Annotated in this window: 20 protein-coding genes, 1 pseudogene and 1 other annotated feature; of the genes and pseudogenes, 6 read left to right on the top strand and 15 right to left on the bottom strand. The window is 56.6% G+C overall.

Annotation, left to right across the window (positions count from 1 at the left end):
- Positions 1 to 67: 67 nt before the first annotated feature.
- From nhaA to dnaK, 3 genes are all read right to left on the bottom strand, one after another.
- On the bottom strand, positions 68 to 1246 hold the full coding sequence (gene nhaA, locus HA43_RS00840) for a Na+/H+ antiporter NhaA (RefSeq protein ID WP_094110718.1): 1179 nt from the start codon (positions 1244 to 1246) through the stop codon (positions 68 to 70).
- 150 nt (positions 1247 to 1396) lie between these two features.
- A complete protein-coding gene (gene dnaJ / locus HA43_RS00835; protein WP_071669092.1) occupies positions 1397 to 2536 on the bottom strand; it encodes a molecular chaperone DnaJ in 1140 nt (379 codons plus the stop codon).
- A 102-nt stretch (positions 2537 to 2638) separates the two neighbouring features.
- Positions 2639 to 4549 carry a molecular chaperone DnaK gene (dnaK, locus tag HA43_RS00830; protein ID WP_039382477.1) on the bottom strand — a complete coding sequence of 637 codons (1911 nt, stop codon included), beginning with the start codon at positions 4547 to 4549 and terminating at the stop codon, positions 2639 to 2641.
- 50 nt (positions 4550 to 4599) lie between these two features.
- Between dnaK and HA43_RS18600 the strand changes: the two genes are divergently transcribed.
- Positions 4600 to 4821: a hypothetical protein gene (locus tag HA43_RS18600; RefSeq protein WP_128083759.1), complete on the top strand. Its 222-nt coding sequence runs from the start codon at positions 4600 to 4602 to the stop codon at positions 4819 to 4821.
- On the opposite strand, the gene HA43_RS00825 is transcribed toward HA43_RS18600, so the two are convergent.
- The 3 genes from HA43_RS00825 to tal all read right to left on the bottom strand — a co-directional run bounded on the left by HA43_RS00825 (position 4813) and on the right by tal (position 7884).
- Positions 4813 to 6114: an MFS transporter gene (locus HA43_RS00825; RefSeq protein ID WP_094110717.1), complete on the bottom strand. Its 1302-nt coding sequence runs from the start codon at positions 6112 to 6114 to the stop codon at positions 4813 to 4815. The two genes, HA43_RS18600 and HA43_RS00825, sit on opposite strands and share 9 nt — an antisense overlap.
- 105 nt (positions 6115 to 6219) lie before the next feature.
- The gene (gene mog, locus HA43_RS00820; RefSeq protein ID WP_071669094.1) at positions 6220 to 6807 is read right to left on the bottom strand and encodes a molybdopterin adenylyltransferase; all 588 of its coding nucleotides are present in this window, start codon (positions 6805 to 6807) and stop codon (positions 6220 to 6222) included.
- A gap of 123 nt (positions 6808 to 6930) precedes the next feature.
- The gene (tal, locus tag HA43_RS00815; protein WP_094110716.1) at positions 6931 to 7884 is read right to left on the bottom strand and encodes a transaldolase; all 954 of its coding nucleotides are present in this window, start codon (positions 7882 to 7884) and stop codon (positions 6931 to 6933) included.
- Between the two features lie 214 nt (positions 7885 to 8098).
- On the opposite strand from tal, the gene yaaA reads away from it, so the two are divergent.
- Complete coding sequence (gene yaaA / locus HA43_RS00810; RefSeq protein ID WP_094110715.1) at positions 8099 to 8875, top strand: peroxide stress protein YaaA; 777 nt, start codon at positions 8099 to 8101, stop codon at positions 8873 to 8875.
- 431 nt (positions 8876 to 9306) lie between these two features.
- On the opposite strand, the gene thrC is transcribed toward yaaA, so the two are convergent.
- The 5 genes and pseudogenes from thrC to HA43_RS00785 all read right to left on the bottom strand — a co-directional run bounded on the left by thrC (position 9307) and on the right by HA43_RS00785 (position 15033).
- On the bottom strand, positions 9307 to 10590 hold the full coding sequence (thrC, locus tag HA43_RS00805; protein ID WP_094110714.1) for a threonine synthase: 1284 nt from the start codon (positions 10588 to 10590) through the stop codon (positions 9307 to 9309).
- Positions 10591 to 10593: 3 nt separating this feature from the next.
- On the bottom strand, positions 10594 to 11523 hold the full coding sequence (gene thrB / locus HA43_RS00800; protein WP_094110752.1) for a homoserine kinase: 930 nt from the start codon (positions 11521 to 11523) through the stop codon (positions 10594 to 10596).
- A gap of 2 nt (positions 11524 to 11525) precedes the next feature.
- A pseudogene (thrA, locus tag HA43_RS00795) lies at positions 11526 to 13987 on the bottom strand (bifunctional aspartate kinase/homoserine dehydrogenase I).
- Between the two features lie 26 nt (positions 13988 to 14013).
- Positions 14014 to 14136 (bottom strand) — a sequence feature (Thr leader region).
- Positions 14072 to 14143 carry a thr operon leader peptide gene (gene thrL, locus HA43_RS19380; protein WP_071669149.1) on the bottom strand — a complete coding sequence of 24 codons (72 nt, stop codon included), beginning with the start codon at positions 14141 to 14143 and terminating at the stop codon, positions 14072 to 14074. (Overlaps the previous feature by 65 nt.)
- Positions 14144 to 14328: 185 nt before the next feature.
- Positions 14329 to 15033, bottom strand: a complete 705-nt coding sequence (locus HA43_RS00785; RefSeq protein WP_094110713.1) for a tRNA/rRNA methyltransferase — start codon at positions 15031 to 15033, stop codon at positions 14329 to 14331.
- A gap of 599 nt (positions 15034 to 15632) precedes the next feature.
- On the opposite strand from HA43_RS00785, the gene arcA reads away from it, so the two are divergent.
- Positions 15633 to 16349, top strand: coding sequence for a two-component system response regulator ArcA (gene arcA, locus HA43_RS00780; protein WP_039382461.1), 717 nt, complete (start codon positions 15633 to 15635; stop codon positions 16347 to 16349).
- A gap of 46 nt (positions 16350 to 16395) precedes the next feature.
- Here the strand turns inward: arcA and creA are convergent, their stop codons facing one another.
- Entirely contained in the window at positions 16396 to 16869 is a 474-nt protein-coding gene (gene creA, locus HA43_RS00775; protein ID WP_039382459.1) for a protein CreA, read from the bottom strand.
- A 194-nt stretch (positions 16870 to 17063) separates the two neighbouring features.
- On the opposite strand from creA, the gene robA reads away from it, so the two are divergent.
- Positions 17064 to 17945: an MDR efflux pump AcrAB transcriptional activator RobA gene (gene robA / locus HA43_RS00770; RefSeq protein WP_094110712.1), complete on the top strand. Its 882-nt coding sequence runs from the start codon at positions 17064 to 17066 to the stop codon at positions 17943 to 17945.
- Between the two features lie 401 nt (positions 17946 to 18346).
- Here the strand turns inward: robA and gpmB are convergent, their stop codons facing one another.
- Positions 18347 to 19000 (bottom strand): 2,3-diphosphoglycerate-dependent phosphoglycerate mutase GpmB, encoded by a 654-nt coding sequence (gene gpmB / locus HA43_RS00760; protein WP_039382453.1) that lies wholly within the window; start codon positions 18998 to 19000, stop codon positions 18347 to 18349.
- Between the two features lie 51 nt (positions 19001 to 19051).
- Here gpmB and yjjX point away from each other — a divergent pair, with 51 nt between their 5' ends.
- The gene (gene yjjX / locus HA43_RS00755; RefSeq protein ID WP_094110710.1) at positions 19052 to 19570 is read left to right on the top strand and encodes an inosine/xanthosine triphosphatase; all 519 of its coding nucleotides are present in this window, start codon (positions 19052 to 19054) and stop codon (positions 19568 to 19570) included.
- Here yjjX and trpR read toward each other — a convergent pair.
- Complete coding sequence (trpR, locus tag HA43_RS00750) at positions 19545 to 19868, bottom strand: trp operon repressor (protein ID WP_094110709.1); 324 nt, start codon at positions 19866 to 19868, stop codon at positions 19545 to 19547. The genes yjjX and trpR overlap by 26 nt on opposite strands.
- A 43-nt stretch (positions 19869 to 19911) precedes the next feature.
- Positions 19912 to 21831 carry a murein transglycosylase gene (gene sltY / locus HA43_RS00745; protein ID WP_094110708.1) on the bottom strand — a complete coding sequence of 640 codons (1920 nt, stop codon included), beginning with the start codon at positions 21829 to 21831 and terminating at the stop codon, positions 19912 to 19914.
- 297 nt (positions 21832 to 22128) lie between these two features.
- On the opposite strand from sltY, the gene deoR reads away from it, so the two are divergent.
- Complete coding sequence (deoR, locus tag HA43_RS00740; RefSeq protein WP_094110751.1) at positions 22129 to 22893, top strand: DNA-binding transcriptional repressor DeoR; 765 nt, start codon at positions 22129 to 22131, stop codon at positions 22891 to 22893.
- The last annotated feature ends 14 nt before the right edge of the window (positions 22894 to 22907 follow it).

Here is a 22907-nt window from a genome sequence, read left to right as displayed (position 1 = left end):
TAGCCGGTTTTTTTGTGCCTGTTATCTGCCGCTGGCAGAGTATGAGGAGCTGACGCCTCCTCTCCGGTTAACGCAGCTTAACGCGCAATAGCGTATAGCCAATCACCGCTGACAGCAGCGAGCCGCTAAGAATACCCAGTTTCGAGAACGTCACCAGCTCTTCATGCGCGGCGTCAAAGGCCAGCGAACTGATAAAGATAGACATGGTAAAGCCGATACCGCACAGCACGCCTATGGCCATGATATCGCGTATCGTTGTCCCGCCCGGCAGCGCCGCCAGACGCAGTTTTACGGCCAGCCAGCAGAACAGCGTAATACCCAGCGGTTTACCAATCAGTAACCCGAGGATAATCCCCAGCGGCTCTGGTGAGAACACATCACCAAAGGTGATACCACTCAGTGAAATCCCGGCGTTAGCAAACGCGAACAGCGGCAGAATCAGCCAGTTCACCCACGGCATCAGACCGTGCGCCAGATGCTCTGCCGGTGAATGCCCCTCTTTCTCCTCCAGCGGTACAAAGAAGCCGACCACCACGCCTGCCAGCGTGGCGTGCACGCCTGATTTCAGCACCGCGGTCCAGAGCACAATTCCGACCAGCATATAGACGGCGATGTTACGCACGCCACAGCGGTTAAGCAGGGCCAGAACCACGATGGCGGCAGCCGCCACGCTGAGCGACAGCACGGAGAGATCGCTGGTATAGAAGAGAGCGATAATCACAATGGCGCCAAGGTCGTCAATGATGGCCAGCGCCATCAGGAACACTTTCAGCGCCACGGGAACACGACTGCCAAGCAGCGCCAGCACGCCCAGGGCAAACGCGATATCGGTCGCGGTCGGGATCGCCCAGCCGTTGCGGGCAATCTCGTTATCATGGTTGAAGATCAGGAAAATCAGCGCCGGCGCAACCATGCCGCCGAGGGCAGCGATCACCGGGAAAATGGCGCGATCGCGACTGGCCAGCTCGCCGCTGATTAACTCGCGTTTTACTTCCAGGCCGATTAGCAGAAAGAACAGTGCCATCAGCGCATCGTTGATCCACAGCAGCAGGTTCTTGCTGATATCAAGCGCGCCAAAGCGGATCTGCACCGGCTCAGCGAGAAAGCTCTGATAGCCAGCGGCTGTCTCTGCACTGTTTGCCAGAATCATGGCCGCGACCGCAGCGAGAATTAATACCATGCCGTTGCTGGCATCACTTTCTATAAAGCTTTTCAGCAACGTTTTAATCGAACGGGGCTTATTCACAACTCCTCCTGAGCAAAAACAATTTGTTAAGGAGTGTAACCGCGTTAACCCTGTGATAAAAGCCGCTTGCCGCGTCTTTACGCCAGTTTAAAATTAATAAAAAAGCGGAGAGTCACCTCTCCGCTTTTCGTGTGTTGCCCTGACGCTGAATCAGCGCGTCAGGTCATCAAAGAACTTCTTCACGCCGTCAAAGAAGCTTTTTGAACGCGGGCTGTTCTTTTCACCGCTCGGGCCACCAAAGCTCTCTTCCAGCTCGCGCAGCAGCGCTTTCTGCTTATCGTTCAGGCTGACCGGGGTTTCCACCACCACGCGGCACAGCAGGTCGCCAACGGCGCCACCGCGCACTGATTTCACGCCTTTACCACGCATGCGGAACAGCTTGCCGGTCTGGGTCTCCGCAGGCACCTTCAGCTTCACGCGGCCGTCCAGCGTCGGCACTTCAATCTCTCCGCCCAGCGCCGCCATCGCAAAGTTGATCGGCACTTCGCAGTAGAGGTTATTCTCTTCGCGCTCAAAGATAGGGTGCTTCTTCACCGATACCTGAACGTAGAGATCGCCCGCCGGTGCGCCATGCTCGCCCGCTTCCCCTTCGCCACTCAGACGAATACGGTCGCCGGTGTCTACCCCCGCCGGAATTTTTACCGACAGCGTTTTCTGACGCTCTACGCGCCCATGACCATGACAGGCGTTGCACGGATCTTTGATGACCGAGCCGCGACCGTGACAGGTCGGACACGCCTGCTGTACGGTGAAGAAACCCTGACGCATCTGTACCTGGCCTGCACCGTGGCAGGTCGGACAGGTCTGTGGCTGCGTGCCCGCTTTGGCGCCGCTGCCGTGGCAGACGTCGCACTCTTCCAGTACCGGGATGCGGATCTCTTTGGTCACGCCGCGTACCGCTTCTTCCAGCGTCAGCTCCATGTTGTAGCGTAAATCGGCACCGCGTGATGCACGCTGACGGCGACCGCCGCCAAAGATATCGCCAAATACGTCGCCAAAGATATCGCTGAAGTCTGCGCCGCCACCGCCGAAGCCGCCACCAAAGCCGCCGCCACCGCCACCCTGTTCAAAGGCTGCGTGACCATACTGGTCATAGGCCGCACGCTTCTGAGCATCCGTCAGAATTTCGTACGCTTCCTTCACTTCTTTAAATTTTGCTTCGGCTTCTTTGTCGCCCGGATTACGGTCCGGGTGATATTTCATCGCCAGGCGCTTATAAGCCTTTTTGATTTCACGCTCATCAGCCGATTTTGAGACGCCTAAGATCTCGTAAAAATCACTCTTAGCCATTTTGTTCTGCCCTTAACATAGTTGCACGGGCGTGGAGAAACTCCTACGCCCGTGCTGGTTTCAACGGCTGTCAGGCCAGCCGTCGCGCCCGGTCAGGGGCAATTATTTTTTATCTTTAACTTCTTCGAACTCAGCGTCGACCACGTCATCCTGCTGCTGTGCTGACGCGTCGCCGGCGTCCGCTGCGCCTGCCTGACCCTGCTGCTGTGCCATCTCCATTAGTTTGCCGGAGACTTCCATCAGCGCCTGCATTTTCGCTTCGATAGCCGCTTTGTCTTCGCCTTTCAGCGCGGTATTCAGCTCAGTCAGTGCAGCTTCGATAGGTGCTTTGTCTTCTGCAGAGAGCTTATCGCCCGCTTCATCCAGCTGCTTGCGGGTGCTGTGCGCAATCTGGTCACCCTGGTTGCGCGTCTGTACCAGCTCTTCAAACTTGCGGTCAGATTCAGCGTTCGCTTCCGCGTCACGCACCATTTTTTCGATCTCATCCTCGTTCAGACCAGAAGAGGCTTTAATGGTGATTTTCTGCTCTTTACCGCTGTTTTTATCTTTCGCTGACACATGCAGAATACCATCAGCATCAATGTCAAAGGTGACTTCGATCTGCGGCATACCGCGTGGTGCAGGCTGAATGCCGTCGAGATTAAACTGACCCAGCGATTTGTTATCGCCAGAACGTTTACGCTCACCCTGCAGCACGTGAATGGTCACGGCAGACTGGTTATCTTCAGCAGTAGAGAACACCTGACTGTGTTTGGTCGGGATAGTGGTGTTCTTGCTGATCAGCGCGGTCATTACGCCGCCCATGGTTTCAATACCCAGCGACAGCGGCGTTACGTCCAGCAGCAGAACGTCTTTCACATCACCTGCCAGTACGCCACCCTGAACAGCAGCACCGACCGCTACGGCTTCATCCGGGTTAACATCTTTACGCGGCTCTTTGCCGAAGAACTCGGTCACTTTCGCCTGCACCATTGGCATACGAGTCTGACCACCTACCAGGATGACATCGTTGATGTCAGAGACTGACAGGCCAGCATCCTGCAGCGCAACTTTCAGCGGCTCAATTGAACGGGTTACCAGGTCTTCTACCAGAGATTCCAGTTTCGCACGCGTCACTTTGATGTTCAGGTGTTTAGGACCGGTTGCATCTGCCGTGATATATGGCAGGTTAACGTCGGTCTGCTGCGCAGAAGAGAGTTCAATTTTTGCTTTCTCAGCGGCTTCTTTCAGACGCTGCATCGCCAGCGGATCGTTATGCAGATCGATACCCTGGTCTTTCTTAAACTCGGCTACCAGATAGTTGATCAGGCGGCTATCGAAGTCTTCACCACCCAGGTGGGTATCACCGTTGGTTGCCAGTACTTCAAAGGTTTTTTCGCCATCAACGTCGTCGATCTCAATGATTGAGATATCGAAAGTACCACCACCCAGGTCATAAACCGCGATAGTACGGTTGCCCTGACCTTTGTCCAGACCGTAAGCCAGCGCTGCTGCGGTTGGTTCGTTGATGATACGCTTAACGTCCAGGCCCGCGATACGGCCCGCATCTTTGGTCGCCTGACGCTGTGCGTCATTGAAGTAAGCCGGTACGGTAATAACCGCTTCAGTCACCGCTTCACCGAGGAAATCTTCCGCGGTTTTCTTCATTTTCTTCAGCACTTCAGCAGAGATCTGCGGCGGTGCCATTTTCTGGCCCTTCACGTCCAGCCATGCGTCACCGTTGTCAGAACCGGTGATTTTGTACGGCATGATTTTAATATCACGCTGTACTTCTTCGTCCTGGAAACGACGACCAATTAAACGCTTGATAGCGAACAGGGTGTTCTGCGGGTTGGTCACTGCCTGACGTTTAGCCGGCTGACCTACCAGCGTTTCGCCGTCTGCGGTATACGCAATGATTGACGGCGTGGTGCGATCGCCTTCAGCGTTTTCCAGCACGCGTGCCTTGCCGCCGTCCATGATCGCCACACAAGAGTTGGTTGTACCCAGGTCAATACCAATAATCTTACCCATCTAAACGTCTCCCACGTAAATTCTTTGTCAAATTGGGTTGTGATGCAGAGATGTGGTCGTTACCGCCACTTTCAACTGCGACTGCAGGCTTTTTTGCTGCCTCACAACGCCCGATGACAAGTAAATGGGGCCGCTTCGATGCGCATCAAGGGTTAAAAGCAAAAAATATTTCGATTCTTTTACCCGGAAGGGATAAATGGCGGAAAAATGTACAACTTCAGCAGCAGTACGGCGGAGCAGTGCTGCCCGCCGTACCGGGCTCATCAGGATAAAGAGCGCGAGGAGTGCCCCGCTGGCTGACGTGCGTCACGCCACAGCCAGCAGCCGACAGCGGCACCGATCGCCGCCAGCGCCAGCACATACCAGGCCGGTGCCATAGGCGTCAGCTGCATCATCAGCGTTACGCTGACGGGCGTCAGGCCGCCGAAAATCGCGTAAGCAACATTGTATGAGAAAGAGATGCCGGTAAAGCGTACCGCTGGCGGAAAGGCGCGCACCATGACAAACGGCACTACGCCTACCACACCGACGCTCAGTCCCGCCACGCCGTACCAGAAAAACAGCATCTGCGGCGCGCTGCCGGTGTTTTGGAAAAAGTGCCAGCTGCAGAAAGCCAGCAGCAGCGATCCCGCTATCAGCGTACGCGCCGCACCCGCGCGATCTACGATCCAGCCTGCCAGCACGCATCCGACCAGCAGCATTACGGTCGCCAGGCTGTTGGCCTGCAGGCTCAGCGCAGCAGGCACGCCCTGTTTCTGCATCAGTGCGGGCGCCATTAAAATCACCACTACAATGCAGGCGGAGAGCAGCCAGGTCAGCAGCATTGAGATCGCAATACTGCGCTTGTGGTGCAGCAAAATAGCCTGCAGCGGCAGCCGTTCAGACAGCGTTTTCCGCTGCTGCATCTGCTGAAATACCGGCGTTTCATGCAGCCAGCGACGCAGGTACATCGCCAGCAGTCCAAACAGGCCGCCGAGAAAGAACGGCAGCCGCCAGCCGTAATCGCGCATTGCCGCTGGCGAAATCGTGCTGTTAAGCAGCGTCGCTACCAGTGAACCCAGCAGGATACCGGCAGTGAGGCCTGCGGTCAGGGTGCCGCAGGCAAAGCCGGTACGCTTTTCCGGAACGTGCTCAGCAACAAATACCCAGGCGCCCGGCACTTCACCGCCAATTGCCGCCCCCTGCAGCATCCGCAATAGCAGCATTAGCAGCGGTGCAGCGATACCTATGCTTGCATAGGTGGGCAGTGCGCCCATCGCCAGGGTCGGCAGCGCCATCAGCAGAATACTCAGGCTGAACATCTTTTTCCGGCCGACTTTGTCACCAAAGTGCGCCATAACAATGCCGCCCAGCGGTCGCGCCAGATAGCCGGCAGCAAAAATACCAAACGTCTGCACCTGACGCAGCCAGTCAGGCATATCGGGCGGGAAAAAGAGCTCGCCAATGACGGCAGCAAAGAAGATAAAAATAATGAAGTCGTAGAATTCCAGCGCCCCGCCAAGGGCAGCCAGCGACAGGGTTTTATAGTCCTGCCGGTTAAGTCGATGCGAGGTGAGCGAGTCCATAACGGTGCGGTATCCAGAGCCGGGAAAGGTAGAGCAGACGTTACTATACCGGCAAACCCGCACCACACCAGCAAGGCTGAATTTTATGCCTGAAAAGCCTTATATTCAGAGGTTTGTCTCACGCCGTGCGCTTTTGGGACGAAATGCTGCTACCACTGCCGCATGCGTCTCGATATAGGGTCCTTCCAGCAGCTGCAGGCAGTAAGGCACGGCGGCAAAAATTCCGGGTACCCTTACGCTGCCATCCTCCGCTTTTACCCCTTCCAGCGTCTCCTTAATCGATTTCGGCTGGCCGGGCAGATTCAGGATCAGCGACTGTTTGCGGATAACCCCTGCCTGGCGTGACAAAATGGCAGTGGGTACAAACTGCAGGCTGATCTGACGCATCTGCTCACCAAAGCCAGGCATTTCGCGATCCGCTACCGCCAGCGTCGCATCCGGCGTCACGTCACGTCGTGCCGGCCCGGTACCGCCGGTGGTCAGCACCAGATGGCAGAAGCGTTCATCCACCAGCTCGCAGATCGCCTGTTCAATCATCGGCTGTTCATCCGGCACCAGCCGCGTCTCCAGCTCGAAGGGTGTTGCCAGCGCAGTGCTGAGCCAGCTCTCCAGTGCCGGAATGCCCTGATCCTGATAAATGCCGTTTGCTGCGCGATCGGAAACGGAAATTAATCCAATGCGTAAAGTATCCATAAGAGTATCGCTGTGGTTAGCCGCGTGGCGGCAAAGAAAGAGAGATGCAGAAAGGATAATACAAAGCGCAGAGCAGAGAAACGCGTAATGCCGCGGCGGCGAGGCACCGCCACGGCGTCATGCTTACAGCAGTTCGGTCAGCATCTTTTCAAGTTTGCCCTGATCAACGGCAAAGTTGCGAATACCTTCCGCCAGCTTAGTCACCGCCATAGGATCCTGATTATGCTGCCACAGGAACTCCGCTTCGGTCATTTTCGCCGGACGCTCGCTGATCTCGCCGCTGTAGCTCAGCTTGCGCTCAACGCTGCCTTCGCTCTCAGCCAGCTCTTTCAGCAGGCCCGGAGAGATGGTCAGACGGTCGCAGCCCGCCAGCTCAATGATTTCGCCCACGTTACGGAAGCTGGCACCCATCACTACAGTTTCATAGCCGTGCTGTTTGTAGTAGCTGTAGATTTCAGATACGGACACCACGCCTGGATCTTCATGCGGCGCATACTCTTTTTTATCGGTGTTCTGCTTGTACCAGTCGAGAATACGGCCTACGAATGGAGAGATCAGGAAAACGCCCGCTTCTGCACAGGCGCGTGCCTGCGCAAACGAGAACAGCAGCGTAAGGTTACAGTTGATACCCTCTTTTTCCAGCTGCTCCGCTGCACGGATGCCCTGCCAGGTTGAAGCGAGTTTGATCAGAATACGATCGTTGCTGATGCCTGCGTCGTTGTAGAGTTTGATCAGGCTGCGCGCTTTCGCGATGCTCGCTTCGGTATCGTAGGAGAGGCGTGCATCAACTTCTGTGGAAATGCGGCCCGGGATCAGTTTGAGGATCTCCAGCCCGATGTTGACAGCCAGTTTGTCAGAGACCAGCGCCAGCTGCTCTTCCTTGTTGCTGCTCTGCTGACGCGCCCAGCCGATCGCTTCATCAATCAGCTTGCGGTATTCAGGGATTTGGGCAGCGTTGAGGATCAGGGAAGGGTTTGTCGTGGCATCCTGTGGCTGATAGAGCTTCATCGCTGCAATATCACCGGTGTCGGCGACCACGGTAGTCAGCTGACGCAGGGAAGTAAGTTTATCCGTCATGGTTCTCTTTTCTCTTTGGTTGACTGTCAGGGTATAAAAGGCTGAATCGATAATATCACGCGCAATCAGCGGCGCAACATCGTGGCGTGCCCTTTACGATAGCGCTGACGAATAGGAGTGATTTGCCGATTGATGCCGCTTTTTTGATACACTCCGCGCAATAAATTTTCCGTTAATGTCCTGATATTTAAGCAGGCGCACAAGGAGACCCGGTATGCTGATGGTGATTTCACCGGCTAAAACGCTGGATTATGAGAGCCCGCTTGCCACCCCCCGCTTTACCCAGCCTGAGCTGCTGGAAAAATCGCAGCAGCTGATTGACGTTGCGCGCGCCCTCTCTCCGGCTGATATCGCTTCGCTGATGCGTATCAGCGACAAGCTGGCGCACCTGAATGCCGAGCGCTTTAACCAGTGGCAGCCGCACTTTTCGCCGGAAAATGCGCGTCCGGCTATTCTGGCGTTCAAAGGGGATGTTTATACCGGCCTGCAGGCTGAACGCTTTAGCGAGGCAGATTTTGATTTTGCCCAGCAGCACCTGCGTATGCTCTCTGGTTTGTATGGCCTGCTGCGCCCGCTGGATCTGATGCAGCCCTACCGGCTGGAGATGGGTACCCGACTGGCAAACCCGGCTGGCCGCGATCTCTATAGTTTCTGGGGCGATACGCTCACGGAAGCGCTGAATCAGGCGCTACAGGCGCAGGGTGACCAGGTGCTGATTAACCTGGCGTCAGATGAATATTTCCGGGCGGTAAAGCCGGCGAAACTTAATGCCCGGCTGATAAAGCCGGTGTTTCTGGATGAAAAGGGCGGCCACTATAAGGTCATCAGTTTTTATGCCAAAAAAGCGCGCGGTCTGATGAGCCGTTTTGTGATTGAGCATCGTCTGACACAGCCAGATCAGCTGAAGCAGTTTGATGCAGATGGATACCGTTTTGATGCGGCAGCCAGCCAGGGAAATGAGCTGGTGTTTAAGCGTCAGGAACAGCGATAAATCAGTTTATGCCGGGGCGTCATCGCGTTTCGTATGCGCATCAATCCGGGCGCCATGAATGGCGCCCCTACAGGGGATGGGAGATATCCGTAGGGGGCGCATTTATGCGCCCCTGGCGTGTTTATGCGCCCCTGGCGTGTTTATGCGCCCCTGGCATCATCACGTTTCGCACGCGCATCAACCCGGGCGCCATGAATGGCGCCCCTACAGGGGATGGGATATCCGTAGGGGGCGCATTTATGCGCCCCTGGCGTGTTTATGCGCCCCTGGCATCATCACGTTTCGCACGCGCATCAACCCGGGCGCATGAATGGCGCCCCTACAGGGGATGGGAGATATCCGTAGGGGGCGCATTTATGCGCCCCTGGCGCATTTATGCGCCCCTGGCGTGTTTATGCGCCCCTGGCCGCCATGGACTACGCCCCGATCTGTTACTGCAGCAGGAATTTGCGTAGTGCGGCAAACTCTGCCGACATCTGGTGTGACAGCAGCGGCAGATCGGCGCGATCGGCCAGCGCCTGCGGCAGCGTAAGCGTCTGTCCCAGAATCTCCTCTACGCTCTCGCGGAATTTCGCCGGATGCGCTGTACCAAGGAACAATCCATACTCACCTTCCTGCAGCTGATCGCGCAGCAGACGATAAGCGATGGCCGCATGCGGCTCTGAGAGATAACCCAGATCGGCCAGCTCGCGCATCGTGGCCTGCGTCGTCTCATCAGAAACCGCACCGTAAGCGAGATCGGTCAGACGCCAGGTTTTACGGCGGAACAGCTCTTCCACGCGCGGCCAGTTATTCGGCTGGCTGACATCCATTGCGTTTGACAGGGTAGCCACGGTGGCATTCGGCTGCCAGGCACCGTTGCCAAGAAAGCGCGGTACGGTGTCGTTGGCGTTGGTTGCGGCAATAAACCGTTTGATTGGCAGACCGAGCGATTTCGCCAGCAGGCCGGCCGTGAGATCGCCAAAGTTACCGCTGGGTACGGAAACCACCAGCTGATTACGCTGCTCCTGCGGAAGCTGTGCGACCGCCTCAAAGTAGTAGCAGATCTGCGCCAGCAGACGGCTGATATTGATGGAGTTAGCGGAGTTAAGGCCAATCGCTTTTTTCAGCTCCTCATCATCAAACGCCTGCTTAACCAGCGACTGACAGGTATCGAAATCGCCATCAATTGCGATAGTTTCAATATTGCCACCCAGCGTGCAGAACAGTTTTTCCTGCAGGGCGCTGATTTTGCCCTGCGGATAGAGGATCACTACACGCACATTGTCCATACCGTAGAAAGCGTGCGCCACGGCGGCCCCGGTATCACCCGAGGTGGCAGTCAGAATAGTGATCTGCTCATCTGCGCCGGAGACATAGGAGAGCATCTGCGCCATAAAGCGGCCGCCGAAATCTTTGAATGCCAGCGTCGGGCCGTGGAACAGCTCCAGACAGGCGATATCTTCGCTGACTTTCGCCACCGGTGCCGGGAAGGTAAAGGCCGTTTTGACCCGCTCAGCCAGCTGATGCGGGGTAACTTCATCCCCGATATAAGCAGACAGGATTTTGCTGCTGCGGCTGACAAAGTCCATCTCCAGCATCGCATCGATATCGGTCAGTTCAAATTCCGGCAGCTCCAGTGGAAAGAACAGCCCCTGCTGCGAGCCCAGCCCCTGTTTGACTGCCTGCGAGAAGCTGACCTGCTCGTTGTGATCCTTAAGATTATAGAGTTTCATACGTTATCCCAGTTTACGTGCGCCAGCCGTATCAAGACGGCAGATATGGACGAAGCCTTCTTCATTCTGCAGATAGTGCTGGCTCAGCCAGTCTGCCATCCGCTGCGCCGTTGCCATCTCATTGCAAACAGCGAAAAGCGTCGGACCGGAGCCCGAAATGCCGCAGGCCAGCGCGCCGATATCGGCTGCCGCCTGCCGTGCCGCGGCGAAGCCCGGCAGCAGTTTGGTGCGGTACGGTTCGGCCACCACATCCTGCATTAACTTAGCCGCCAGCTGCGGCTGCCGGGTATGGCAGGCGTGAATAAAGCCCGCCAGCAGGCGGCCATGTTTAATCACATCCTGCTTGCGATATTGCGCCGGCAGAATCGCCCGCGCTTCCGCGGTAGAAACTTTAATGCCGGGATACGCCATAACCCACAGCCACTCATCAAAGCACGGCACCTGCTGGCTGATAATCCCCTGCTCTTCAATCATTAATTGTACGCCGCCGAGGAAGCAGGGAGCCACATTGTCATAATGTACGCTGCCAGAGATACGCCCTTCCAGCTCGCCCATCAGCGCCAGCAGTCCGGTATCGCTGAGCGGCTTGCCGCAGAATTCGTTCATCGCCATTAAGCCTGCCACGACGGAACAGGCGCTGGAGCCGAGGCCGGAGCCGATCGGCATATTTTTCTCCAGCGTCATCGCCACCGGCACTTCTTTGCCAATCGCCTGACAGAAACGCTCCCAGCATTGATAAACGATATTTTCTTTGGGATCGTCAGGCAGCTTGCTGACAAAACGACCGCGATTCTCAAGGCTGAAACGATCGGCCGCTTCAACTGCCACACAGTCGCCCAGCAGCGATCCATCCACCGGCGACACTGCGGCTCCCAGCACGTCAAAGCCAACGCTGACGTTGCCGATGGAGGCCGGTGCATAAATTTTTACCATCATTAAACTCCTAACTTCCACGACAGCGTACGCAGCAAATCAGCAAACACGCCCGCTGCGGTAACATCATTCCCTGCACCATACCCGCGCAGTACCAGCGGAATCGGCTGATAGTAGCGGCTATAGAACGCCAGCGCATTTTCACCGTTTTTCACTTTGCACAGCGGATCGTTGCCATCTACTGCCTCAATTTTAACGCTGCAGTGACCATCTTCTGCAATCGCTCCGACAAAACGCAACACTTTGCCTTCATCGCGCGCCTGAGCGACCCGTGCTGCAAAGGCATTATCCAGCTCCGGCAGACGCGCCATAAACTGATCCGCATCCGCCAGTTCAGTCAGGCTGGCAGGCAGAAGCGGCTCGATGGTGATATCGCTCAGCTCCAGCTGATGCCCCGCTTCGCGCGCCAGGATCAGCAGCTTGCGCGCCACATCCATTCCTGACAGGTCGTCACGCGGATCGGGTTCAGTAAAGCCCATCTCGCGCGCCAGCGTGGTTGCCTGGGAGAGCGACATCCCCTCATCCAGTTTGCCAAAGATAAAAGAGAGCGAGCCGGAGAGAATGCCGGAAAACTTAATCAGTTCATCGCCCGCGTTCAGCAGGTTCTGCAGGTTTTCAATCACCGGCAGACCGGCACCGACGTTGGTATCATAAAGAAACTTGCGACGCGACTTCGCAGCGGCAGCCCGCATCTGCTGGTAGTAGTTCCACGAGGAGGTGTTCGCCTTTTTATTAGGCGTCACGACATGAAAACCTTCGGCAAGGAAGTCAGCATACTGGTCGGCCACCGCCTGACTTGAGGTACAGTCGACGATCACCGGATTAAGCAGGTGATACTCTTTTACCAGCCGGATCAGACGTCCGAGGTTAAACGGCTCGCGCGCCTCACTCAGCGCCCCTTTCCAGTCTTTAAGGTCGATACCGTGGACGTTGGTCAGCAGCGCGCGCGAATTTGCGATCCCGCAGACGCGCAGATCGATATGTTTGCCTTTCAGCCACGCCTGCTGGCGATGCAGCTGATCCAGCAGCGCACCGCCGACGCCGCCGACGCCGACAACGAACACTTCAATCACCTGATCGGTCGCGAACAGCATCTGATGCACAACGCGCACGCCGGTAGTCACATCGTCATTGCTTACCACGACAGAGATTGAGCGTTCGGAAGAGCCCTGGGCGATCGCCACGATATTAATATTGGCGCGTGCCAGTGCCGAAAAGAATTTTGCGGAGATGCCGCGCAGCGTACGCATGCCATCGCCTACCACTGAAATCACCGCCAGCTGCTCCAGCACATCCAGCGGATCGAGCAGGCCCTCTTTCAGCTCAAGATGAAACTCCTCTTCCAGCACGCGCCGCGCGCGCGCCTGCTCGCTCTGGGGTACGCAGAAGCTGATACTGTATTCGGAGGAGGATTGGGTGATCAGCACTACGGAGATGCCGGTGCGGGACATCGCAGCAAACACGCGCGCGGCCATGCCCACCATGCCTTTCATGCCGGGGCCGGAGACGTTGAACATCGCCATGTTGTTTAGGTGGGTGATGCCTTTAACCGGATTTTCGTCATCGCTGCCCTCGCCGCCAATCAGCGTACCGGGCGCTGCGGATTAGCGGTGTTTTTAATCAGGCAGGGGATCTGAAACTGTGCGATCGGCGCAATGGTACGCGGGTGCAGAACTTTGGCGCCAAAGTAGGAGAGCTCCATCGCCTCCTGATAGGACATCGACTTCAGCAGGCGTGCATCGGGCACCTGACGCGGATCGCAGGTATAGACGCCATCGACATCGGTCCAGATTTCGCAGCAGTCAGCGCGCAGGCAGGCGGCCAGTACGGCAGCAGAGTAGTCGGAACCGTTGCGCCCCAGTACGACCAGCTCGCCTTTTTCGTTACCGGCGGTGAAGCCAGCCATCAGGATCATATGATCGGCCGGGATCTGACTGGCGGCAATGCGCCGGCTGGATTCAGGGATATCCACTGTGGACTCCAGATAGTGTCCCACGGCCAGCAGCTTCTCAACCGGATCGATCACGGTCACCTGATAACCACGCGCCTGCAGCAGCGCCTCCATAATGGCAATCGACAGCTTTTCACCCCGGCAGATGATAGCAGCATTGACCGCGTCCGGGCACTGCCCCAGCAGGCTGATACCGTGCAGCACCTGCTTAAGCTGAGCAAACTCCAGCGCAACAAAGGTATTGATGCGCTCAGCGTCAAACCCCGGCTGGGCGGCCGCAAGCCCCTGCAGGAGATCGGCAAAAATGCGCTCGGCGTCGCTGATATTCGGCAGGGGATCCTGGCCGCTGATGGTTTTTTCAATCATCGCCACCAGGTGATTAGTAATTTTTGCGGGTGCAGAGAGCACGGTGGCAACCTGTCCCTGCTGCGCATTGCTTTCCAGAATGTCCGCTACGCGCAGAAAACGCTCTGCGTTTGCTACTGAGGTTCCGCCGAATTTCAGCACTCGCATGGTTAAAACTCTCCTGAATTTTTGCCGAAAAAAAAGCCCGCACTGTTGAGGTGCGGGCTTCTTTTTTATTTTTTCCTGTATGCGTCAGCCCGCACCGTTACCTGTGGTAATGGTGGTGGTAATAATTGTTGTGGTGTTCAGGCTGTCGTTACGCATTAAGATTTTTCTGTCTGTCTTTGTCTTGTCCGTCTGCCTTCCAGAAGTAAAGCAAAGCGCACGTTAAGTCAACGAATTTGTCTTTTGCCGCTGAACCTGCAGCCGGGCAGTGCTGCGCTGGATCGGGTAAATGGTGTTGCGATCGTTCAGCCCCGAGGCAAGATGCCCGATCAGCAACTATCTGTTCAGGATTTTGCCGAGTAATGCTCTGCCAGCTTTTTTTCCACATCGTGCAGCAGCCGGTGCAGCATTGCGCTGTCGCGCTGCTCCAGCAGACCGATGCGTTGATCGATCCAGTCCACCATCTTGGTGTCATCGCTCACCTCAAGCGTCGTGAGCAGCTGCTGAAATCGCTGACGCAGCGCCTGCAGCTGCAGCGCATTGGCCGTTTCTGCCGGGGTGACGGTGACCTGATTAAGCGAGGCGAGCTGATAGCAGTAGACCATTACCGCCTGTCCCAGATTGAGTGAGGGATAATCCGCCGCCATAGGAATACCGGTCAGCAGATCGACCTGGTCCAGCTCCTCGTTCGTCAGCCCGCTATCTTCACGACCAAATACCAGCGCAATGCGCGGCAGCCACTGTCGCTTTTCCTGCAGAATAGTTTCTACCTGCACAGGCGTGGCATAGTAGCGAAACTTCGCCCGGCTGCGCGCCGTGGTGGCAACAGAAAAATCGACATCGGCCAGCGCGTCACTTAGCGTGGCATACGTCTGAACATTGTTGAGGATTTCACCGGCGCCGTGCGCAACGCGCCGCGCCGCCGGATCCTGCCACGCATCGCTGGCGACAATGCGCAGCTCTGTAAAACCCATGGTTTTCATCGCGCGGGCAGCGGCACCAATATTTTCCGGACGGGCGGGTGAAACTAAAATCAGGGGAAAAGACATAATTTTTCCAGTAGCAAATTAACACTATGCGCTATGGTGGCATGCAGCGAAAAAAATACCAATTGTTATGCAGTGATAAAGCAGAATGTTAATAATGTTAAACTGCCGGAATAAATTGTACTGATGGCATTTATCGCGATCAGGCAGATATTATGCGCTTATAAAAAATAAATCCTGTTAATTCATAATACTACGCCAGCTATTTATGCAGTTTGCATACGTTTAAAAGCGCGGGCTAAATGTAGCGAAAATGCTGCTTTTTGTGAGCTAAGCTGGCAATACAGGAGAAGTTTTTCATAAAAGTGTTAACGTGCTACACTTGCTTTTGATATAAGTCAACGAAGCGTTGTTTTTATGCTTATCGGTTGTTGCTGGTGCTGTTAGGTTGCTGTTAATGCGGTTAGGATAAACGTTATTCCGATCCCAACGGGGCGCACAGATATTCATTCTGACCGGCTGAGCTGACACTGAAGTTGACCTGATGGATGGTATATTCCGAAGATTATTTCGTACTCCGGCTGCGCACACGCCTTTATTCTGTCGCGGCAACGGCGGTACGCCCTGTTTTCGATTTGTTGGCAAATTTTAGGTAGCAAAACATGCAGACCCCGCACATTCTTATCGTTGAAGACGAACTGGTCACGCGTAACACGCTAAAAAGTATTTTTGAGGCGGAAGGTTACGTGGTCTATGAAGCCACTGACGGTGCTGAAATGCATCAGGTTTTAACAGACAATGACGTAAACCTGGTGATTATGGATATCAACCTCCCAGGGAAAAATGGATTGCTGCTGGCGCGCGAGCTGCGTGAACAGGCAAACGTCGCGCTGATGTTTCTGACCGGTCGCGATAACGAAGTGGATAAGATCCTTGGCCTGGAAATTGGTGCTGATGACTACATCACCAAACCTTTTAATCCGCGTGAGCTAACCATTCGCGCGCGTAATCTGCTGTCGCGCACCATGAACCTGGCGATGCCGGGTGAAGAGCGCCGTCAGGTAGAGAGCTACCGCTTTAACGGCTGGGAGCTGGATATCAACAGCCGTTCCCTGATCAGTCCAAACGGTGAGCAGTATAAGCTACCGCGCAGCGAGTTCCGCGCGATGCTGCACTTCTGCGAAAATCCGGGCAAAATCCAGACGCGCGCCGATCTGCTTAAGAAGATGACCGGTCGCGAGCTTAAGCCGCATGACCGTACCGTGGACGTCACGATTCGCCGTATTCGTAAACATTTCGAGTCAACGCCCGATACGCCGGAAATCATCGCCACCATCCATGGCGAAGGCTATCGCTTCTGTGGTGAGCTGCAGGATTAAGTTAAACAATAAAAAAACGCCCGTTCGGGCGTTTTTTTTGGCTGCTTTAGTGCCACGGCATAATGGGCACTGCGCTTAGCGCGTTTTTCGGCGATCCATCCACAACCTTATCTGAGTAGCTCAGATAGACCAGCGCGTTGCGTTTCTGGTCAAAAAAGCGCACCACCTGCAGCTTCTTAAACACCAGCGACGTCCGCTTACGAAACACGACTTCTCCCTGCGCCTTGCCTTGTGCGATTTTCTCGCTAAGCTCTACAGGCCCTACCTGCTGGCAGGAGATAGCCGCATCCGATGTATCTTCAGCCAGCCCCAGGCCCCCTTTGATACCGCCGGTTTTAGCCCGGCTGATATAGCAGGTGACATTTTTCACGTCCGGATCGTCGAACGCCTCGACCACGATCTTATGATCGGGGCCGAAAATTTTGAATACGGTGTCAACAGAGCCGATCTCCTCCGCCAGCGCGACGGGAGTGAGCATAAAAGTTGCCAGCGTGACTATAAGAGCGCGATTTATTGTCATTGGGTTACCATTGCAAAGGAAAGAGATGTGGCGATAATGTACCGTCACCAGAACAAAGAACCAAACCTGAACGGGTTATCACCCGCATTGATATAGCACAGTTGATCAACACACAAGCGCCGCGCGTTTGTGCATTTAGTGCTATTATTCGACGACTTCATCGTTGCGCCACCAGAGAGTTATGAGGATGTTTTATGGACCAAGCCGGTATCATTCGCGATTTGCTTGTCTGGCTGGAGAGCCATCTGGATCAGCCGCTTTCACTTGATAACGCTGCACTGAAAGCGGGTTACTCCAAATGGCACCTGCAACGGATGTTTAAAGAAGTCACCGGACACGCCATCGGGGCCTATATCCGTGCGCGTCGGCTCTCCAAAGCCGCCGTGGCGCTACGTCTGACCAGCCGCCCTATCCTCGATATCGCTCTGCAGTATCGCTTCGATTCACAGCAGACATTTACGCGCGCGTTTAAGAAACAGTTTAATCAGACGCCCGCCTGGTATCGCCGCTCATCCGAGTGGAACTCTTACGGTATCCGCCCGCCCATTCGTCTGGATAACCAGCCCGTGCCGGAAGCACAATTTGTCACGCTGCCGGAGACGATTCTGGTGGGCCAGACGCAGAGTTATACCTGCGCGCTGGAGCAGATCTCCCGCTACCGTGATGAGATGCGCGTGCATTTCTGGAAACAGTTCCTGCTGGAAACCGATACCGTGCCGCCGGTGCTTTATGGTCTGCATCAGGTGCGCGCCAGCCATGAGAAAGATGATGAGCAGGAGATCCTCTATACCACTGCCGTGCCGGCCGATCAGCAGGCGCTGAATATGCAGTCAAACCAGCGCGTGACGCTGGAAGCGGGCGACTACGTGCAGTTCAGCTATGAGGGTCCGCGCGTCGCGCTGCAGGAGTTTATCCTGATGCTCTACGGCACCTGCATGCCGCTGCTGGGGCTGATCCGTCGTCAGGGGCAGGATATTGAGCGATTCTATACCCACGGCGGCAAAAAGCGCAGCGAACCGCCTGCCGATATTCGCTGCGAATACCTGATCCCGATCCGCCCGCAGCCCGTTAATTAATCGCCAAAGAACCTCGTCGGGCGCATTAACCCGGACGCCATTAATGGCGCCCCTACATTTTCCGTAGGGGGCGCATTAATGCGCCCCTGGCCGCGGTAAAAAACGTCATCACGTTCCGTACGCCCATTAATTCGGGCGCCATTAATGACGTCATCACGTTCCGTACGCCCATTAATTCGGGCGCCATTAATGACGTCATCACGTCCCGCGCGCGCATTAACCCGGGTGCCATTAATGACGTCATCACGTTCCGCACGCGCATTAATCCGGGCGCCATTAATGACGTCATCACGTTCCGCACGCGCATTAATCCGGGCGCCATTAATGACGTCATCACGTTCCGCGCGCGCATTAACCCGGGCGCCATTAATGGCGCCCCTACATTTCCCGTAGGGGGCGCATTAATGCGCCCCTGGCAGCTCATCCAGCGCAGGGGCATCCAGATGCGAGACGTCGCCGGCGGTCTCTACAATCCAGCCAGACGCCAGCCAGGCACTCTGCTGATGATCCACGCGTGAAATCGAGCAGTTACGCAGGCGCAGGCGTCGTTCCGCATGCGCCGGTAAACCCAGAATGGTGCTCACCAGGGCACCCAGCGCCATACCGTGGCTGACCAGCAATGGCCGGCTGCCGGCTGGCAGATCGAGGCAGGCGTTCAGCGCATCATGCATGCGCGCCGCCAGCTCGCTCATCGACTCGCCGCCGGGAATGCGCCCCGCTTCGGTGCCATCCACCAGCGCCTTGCGCCAGCGCTCCTCTTCCGCCGTCAGGCCATCAAGCGGACGCTGCTCCAGACAGCCCATATTCAGCTCGCGCAAACGTGCATCCAGCGTAACCGGGCAGCCGCAGGCGTCAGCGATAATCTCTGCCGTACGCCGGGTGCGGCCTAAATCGCTGGCAATGACGTGCGTAATGCCCAGCGTTTTCACCCGCTCACCGACCTGACGCGCCTGCTGTTCACCTTTATCCGTCAGAGCACTGTCGGACTGCCCCTGAATGCGTCGGGCCGCATTCCAAACCGTTTCACCGTGACGAACAAGATAGACCTGTAACATGCGTAATTTCCGTTATACTGCGACAAATTTGCCTTGAGGGTTCAATCAATTATGTACCATGTTGTCGCAGCCACCACCAATCCGGCAAAAATTCATGCGGTTGCGCAGGCGTTCAGCGACGTATTCGGTGAGGGATCCTGCCATATTCGCGGGGTAGCGGTCGAGAGCGGCGTGGCGGCGCAGCCGCTTAGCGATACAGAAACGCGCAGCGGCGCACGTCAGCGCGTGATTAATGCCCGTGCGGCCGCGCCGGAGGCGGATTTCTGGGTGGCTATTGAAGCGGGCATCGAAGGCGACTGCGCGTTTGCATGGATGGTAGTGGAAAATGCACAGCAGCGCGGTGAATCACGCTCTGCCAGCTTTACGCTGCCGCCGGTTGTGCTGGCAGGATTAGCAGCCGGGCGCGAGCTGGGCGATGAGATGGCGCGCCTGACCGGGGTCGACAATATCAAACACAAGGGCGGCGCGATAGGCGCTTTTACGCAGGGCCTGCTGACCCGCTCCAGCGTCTATCATCAGGCGCTGATCCTCGCACTCTGCCCGTTTACTCATCCGCTTTATCAGCAGTAATCAGCCGCGATTCCAGCCAGCGTCTGAGTTCGGGTGGCGCCTCTTTCAGGCTGTTAGAGCCGCGCGTTATCGTCGCAATGCCCACGCCCAGCTCGTTTTTCAGTTCGCGCTGGCTGATATCGCCGTTGATTAACGCTTCGATAATGCGCAGCCGCGTGCCGAACGATTCACGTTCATCGGGCGTCATCATCAGCTGCAGCATCGGCAGCGCCACGTTATCGGCAAACGCATGCTGCATCAGGTCGATAAAACGCAGCCAGTGATCCTCAGCGGGCTGCTCAGAAAGGGATGAAGGCATAGTGGCTTCCGTACTCATTAACGAGTACGGAAGCATAGCACACTCAGTAACGCTGATTCCACTCGCTGTCGCTGAGAATCTTGTCAGGTTTCCCCATGAAGTAGCGATAGTAAGCGTCATACGCCAGCACGTTCTTCACGTAGCCCCGCGTTTCAGAGAACGGAATCGTTTCAATAAAGGCCACGGCGTCCAGTTTGCCTCCGCTGTTATTACGCCAGCTGCGCACCCGCCCCGGCCCGGCGTTATAAGCGGCGGAGGAGAAAATGCGGTTCTGCCCGAACTGCTGATAGACATACTCCAGATACTGCGTGCCAATCTGGATATTGGTTTGCGGATCAAGCAGCTGGCTGCTGTTTGCGTAGCCGGGAATATTGTACATTTTCACGGTATGCGCGGCCGTGGCTGGCATCACCTGCATCAATCCGCTGGCCCCGACCGGGGAGCGCGCTTTCGGGTTCCAGGCGCTCTCCTGGCGCGAGATGGCCATGGCGTAGCTCGGATCGATCGCCTTATCACCGGTGTATTGCTGATACAGATTGCGCCACGCCAGCGGGAAACGCTCTTTCAGGCTATCCCACATTTTTGCGCTAATCGTGGCCTGCACGCTCAGATCCCACCAGTCCTGCTGATTCGCGTAGTGCGCCAGCATCTGCTGCTGCGTGCGGGTTTTACTGACGATCAGGTTTGCCCACTCGCTGCGCGCCAGGTTATCCATGCCCCAGTACATCAGCTCGCGTACGCGCGCCATCTCCGGTCCCTGCACGATGCTGTTGTCCGCGGCCGGCGCGTCATCAATCTTCAGCGGATAGTCGGTGCCAAGGCGCTGCGCCGCCACCATCGGATAGAAGCCGCGCTGCTGCATCAGCTTACGCAGAATCTCATCGGCTTCATCTTTGCGCCCCTGCGCTATCAGTAAATCCGCCTGCCAGTACTGCCACTCATCTTTTTCTTTCGCTTCCGGCGGCAGGCGCGCAATCCAGGTGTTGAGGCCACGGCGGTCGCTTTCGCTCAGCGCAAGGCGCACGCGACGTTCGATAAGCGCGGTGGATTCACTGTTCATCACCACGGCATCGCGCCAGCGCGCCTGCTCTGAGGTCAGGTCAGCCCCCATCATGCGCCATACCACCGCCTCTTTCAGATCCTGCTCTTCTGCCTGACTCATCTTCTGCGCTTTAACCAGCTGCGGGATCATCATGCGCGCGTTATCCATATCTTCGCGCGCCACGCGCGCAAAGGCGTAGCTGGTGGCCATACGGGTAAAGTCGGTCGGCCCCAGCGTGGCGGCAAACGTCGTTACGGTCTGCGGATTCTGCTGCAGGGCCAGCAGTGCGCTGGCGGTGGTCTGGTAATCCGCCGGCAGCATTTTTGCCAGATAGTTTACCAGGCTGTCGTTACCCGCTTTCATCGCCAGGCGGATACGCTCCAGAATGGTGATCGGCGAGAGCTGGCCTGATGCCTGCCAGACTGAGAAGAGCCGGTCGCAGTCAGCGGGCAGTGCCGAGCCGCGCAGCCAGATACTTTTCGCGCCGGTAAACGCCGTCTGCTGCTGGCCGGTGGCCCATTTAGCGTAGTACCAGTTGCAGCGCGCCTGCACCGGCTTCGGCTCATCCGGACTGAAACTTAAAATCCCCTGCCAGTCCTGCCGGTGCGCCAGCACGTTCACAAATCGCGTCTGCAGCGATTTGGCTGGCGGCAGCGTCGGATACTGCTGAATAAAGTTTTTGATCGCCAGCCCCGCTTCCTGATCGAGATCCTGCGCCAGCAGGCGATACTGCAGATAGGGATAGAGCGGATAATCCTGCAGCGTCGGCATCAGCTGCTCAACCTGGTCCATCTGTTTGTTATCCCAGGCCTGCTTGATCTGCGCATAGCGCTGTCGTTGCTGATCCAGCGAGTCGGCCCATACGCTGCCTGCCGTGCTGACCAGACACATCCCTATCATCCAGTTACGCCACTTCTCCACTCCGCTCTCCTCTCTGCTTCGGTCCAGCGTATGCCGGACTCCCTTCATGCTAACCAGGGCTTTCGTCTCTCGCCACGTTCTTAACAAAATTTACCTGATGAACAGGCTCCTGCCCCCTGACCCGCCTGTGCACCTGCAACGCAGTTTACGCCACGGCGCCTTTAAGGCTACTATTGACCACCCGCTGCTGACGCCGCCGCAACCGCCTGAAACCTGTCAGGATTGTCGCGTTCAGGGGCTCAATGGCAAACCGCATCCGCTGCTCTGCGGCAGAACACCACTTTTACCGAGATGCTTATGGAAACCCGGCGCGACGAACGACTCAATAAGCTGGCCCAGGCCCTGAAACGCACCGATAAGCTGCATCTGAAAGAGGCGGCGCAGCTGCTGGGCGTCTCTGAAATGACCATCCGCCGCGATCTCAGCGAATCGGCCTCGCAGGTGGTGCTGCTTGGCGGCTATGTGGTCAGCGATCCGAAACACCATGCCGGACACTATTTTGTTTCCGATCAGCACGGGCACAACGCCGCGCGTAAACGGCGTCTGGCGCAGGCCGCCGCCGCGCTGATTCGTGAAAATGATACGGTGTTTTTTGACTGCGGAACCACGCTGCCCTACGTCATCGACGCGATTCCGGACACCCTCGCCTTTACGGCAGTCTGCTGCGCGATGAACACCTTTCTGGCACTGAAAGAGAAGCCCGCCTGCAGCGTGATCCTCAGCGGCGGCGAGTTTCACGCTGACAACGCGCTGTTTACGCCAGTCGGCAATCACTCCATTCTTGATGATCTCTGCCCGGCGCTGGCGTTTATCTCAGCAGCGGGAGTGGATCTGCAGCAGGGCGCAACCTGTTACAACCTGAATGAGCTGGCGATGAAGCACCACGCCATGCTGCGCGCGCGTGAACGGGTACTGGTGGCAGACAGCAGCAAATATGGCAAGGTGCTGCCTGCCCGTATCAGCGCGCTGCACCGTTTCGAGCGGCTGGTCAGCGACAGCGCCCCCGACGCCGCGCTCAGTGCGTGGCTGGCAGAGCAGGCGATTACGCTGCATCTGCCCTGATCGCCGTCAGCGCG

It is taken from the genome of Pantoea eucrina, from assembly GCF_002095385.1.
Lineage (GTDB): Bacteria > Pseudomonadota > Gammaproteobacteria > Enterobacterales > Enterobacteriaceae > Pantoea > Pantoea eucrina.
Note: the sequence above shows the minus strand (reverse complement) of the source record. Positions and strands in the feature narration are given on the sequence as shown.

Excerpts from the sequence above, each read along its gene's own strand:
- creA (WP_039382459.1), bottom strand. The coding sequence starts at position 16,869 with ATGACAATAAATCGCGCTCTTATAGTCACGCTGGCAACTTTTATGCTC.
- dnaK (WP_039382477.1), bottom strand. The coding sequence starts at position 4,549 with ATGGGTAAGATTATTGGTATTGACCTGGGTACAACCAACTCTTGTGTG.
- HA43_RS00825 (WP_094110717.1), bottom strand. The coding sequence starts at position 6,114 with ATGGACTCGCTCACCTCGCATCGACTTAACCGGCAGGACTATAAAACC.
- yjjX (WP_094110710.1), top strand. The coding sequence starts at position 19,052 with ATGTACCATGTTGTCGCAGCCACCACCAATCCGGCAAAAATTCATGCG.
- mog (WP_071669094.1), bottom strand. The coding sequence starts at position 6,807 with ATGGATACTTTACGCATTGGATTAATTTCCGTTTCCGATCGCGCAGCA.
- trpR (WP_094110709.1), bottom strand. The coding sequence starts at position 19,868 with ATGCCTTCATCCCTTTCTGAGCAGCCCGCTGAGGATCACTGGCTGCGT.
- robA (WP_094110712.1), top strand. The coding sequence starts at position 17,064 with ATGGACCAAGCCGGTATCATTCGCGATTTGCTTGTCTGGCTGGAGAGC.
- HA43_RS18600 (WP_128083759.1), top strand. The coding sequence starts at position 4,600 with ATGTGGTCGTTACCGCCACTTTCAACTGCGACTGCAGGCTTTTTTGCT.
- dnaJ (WP_071669092.1), bottom strand. The coding sequence starts at position 2,536 with ATGGCTAAGAGTGATTTTTACGAGATCTTAGGCGTCTCAAAATCGGCT.
- gpmB (WP_039382453.1), bottom strand. The coding sequence starts at position 19,000 with ATGTTACAGGTCTATCTTGTTCGTCACGGTGAAACGGTTTGGAATGCG.
- tal (WP_094110716.1), bottom strand. The coding sequence starts at position 7,884 with ATGACGGATAAACTTACTTCCCTGCGTCAGCTGACTACCGTGGTCGCC.
- HA43_RS00785 (WP_094110713.1), bottom strand. The coding sequence starts at position 15,033 with ATGTCTTTTCCCCTGATTTTAGTTTCACCCGCCCGTCCGGAAAATATT.
- yaaA (WP_094110715.1), top strand. The coding sequence starts at position 8,099 with ATGCTGATGGTGATTTCACCGGCTAAAACGCTGGATTATGAGAGCCCG.
- arcA (WP_039382461.1), top strand. The coding sequence starts at position 15,633 with ATGCAGACCCCGCACATTCTTATCGTTGAAGACGAACTGGTCACGCGT.
- deoR (WP_094110751.1), top strand. The coding sequence starts at position 22,129 with ATGGAAACCCGGCGCGACGAACGACTCAATAAGCTGGCCCAGGCCCTG.
- thrC (WP_094110714.1), bottom strand. The coding sequence starts at position 10,590 with ATGAAACTCTATAATCTTAAGGATCACAACGAGCAGGTCAGCTTCTCG.
- thrB (WP_094110752.1), bottom strand. The coding sequence starts at position 11,523 with ATGGTAAAAATTTATGCACCGGCCTCCATCGGCAACGTCAGCGTTGGC.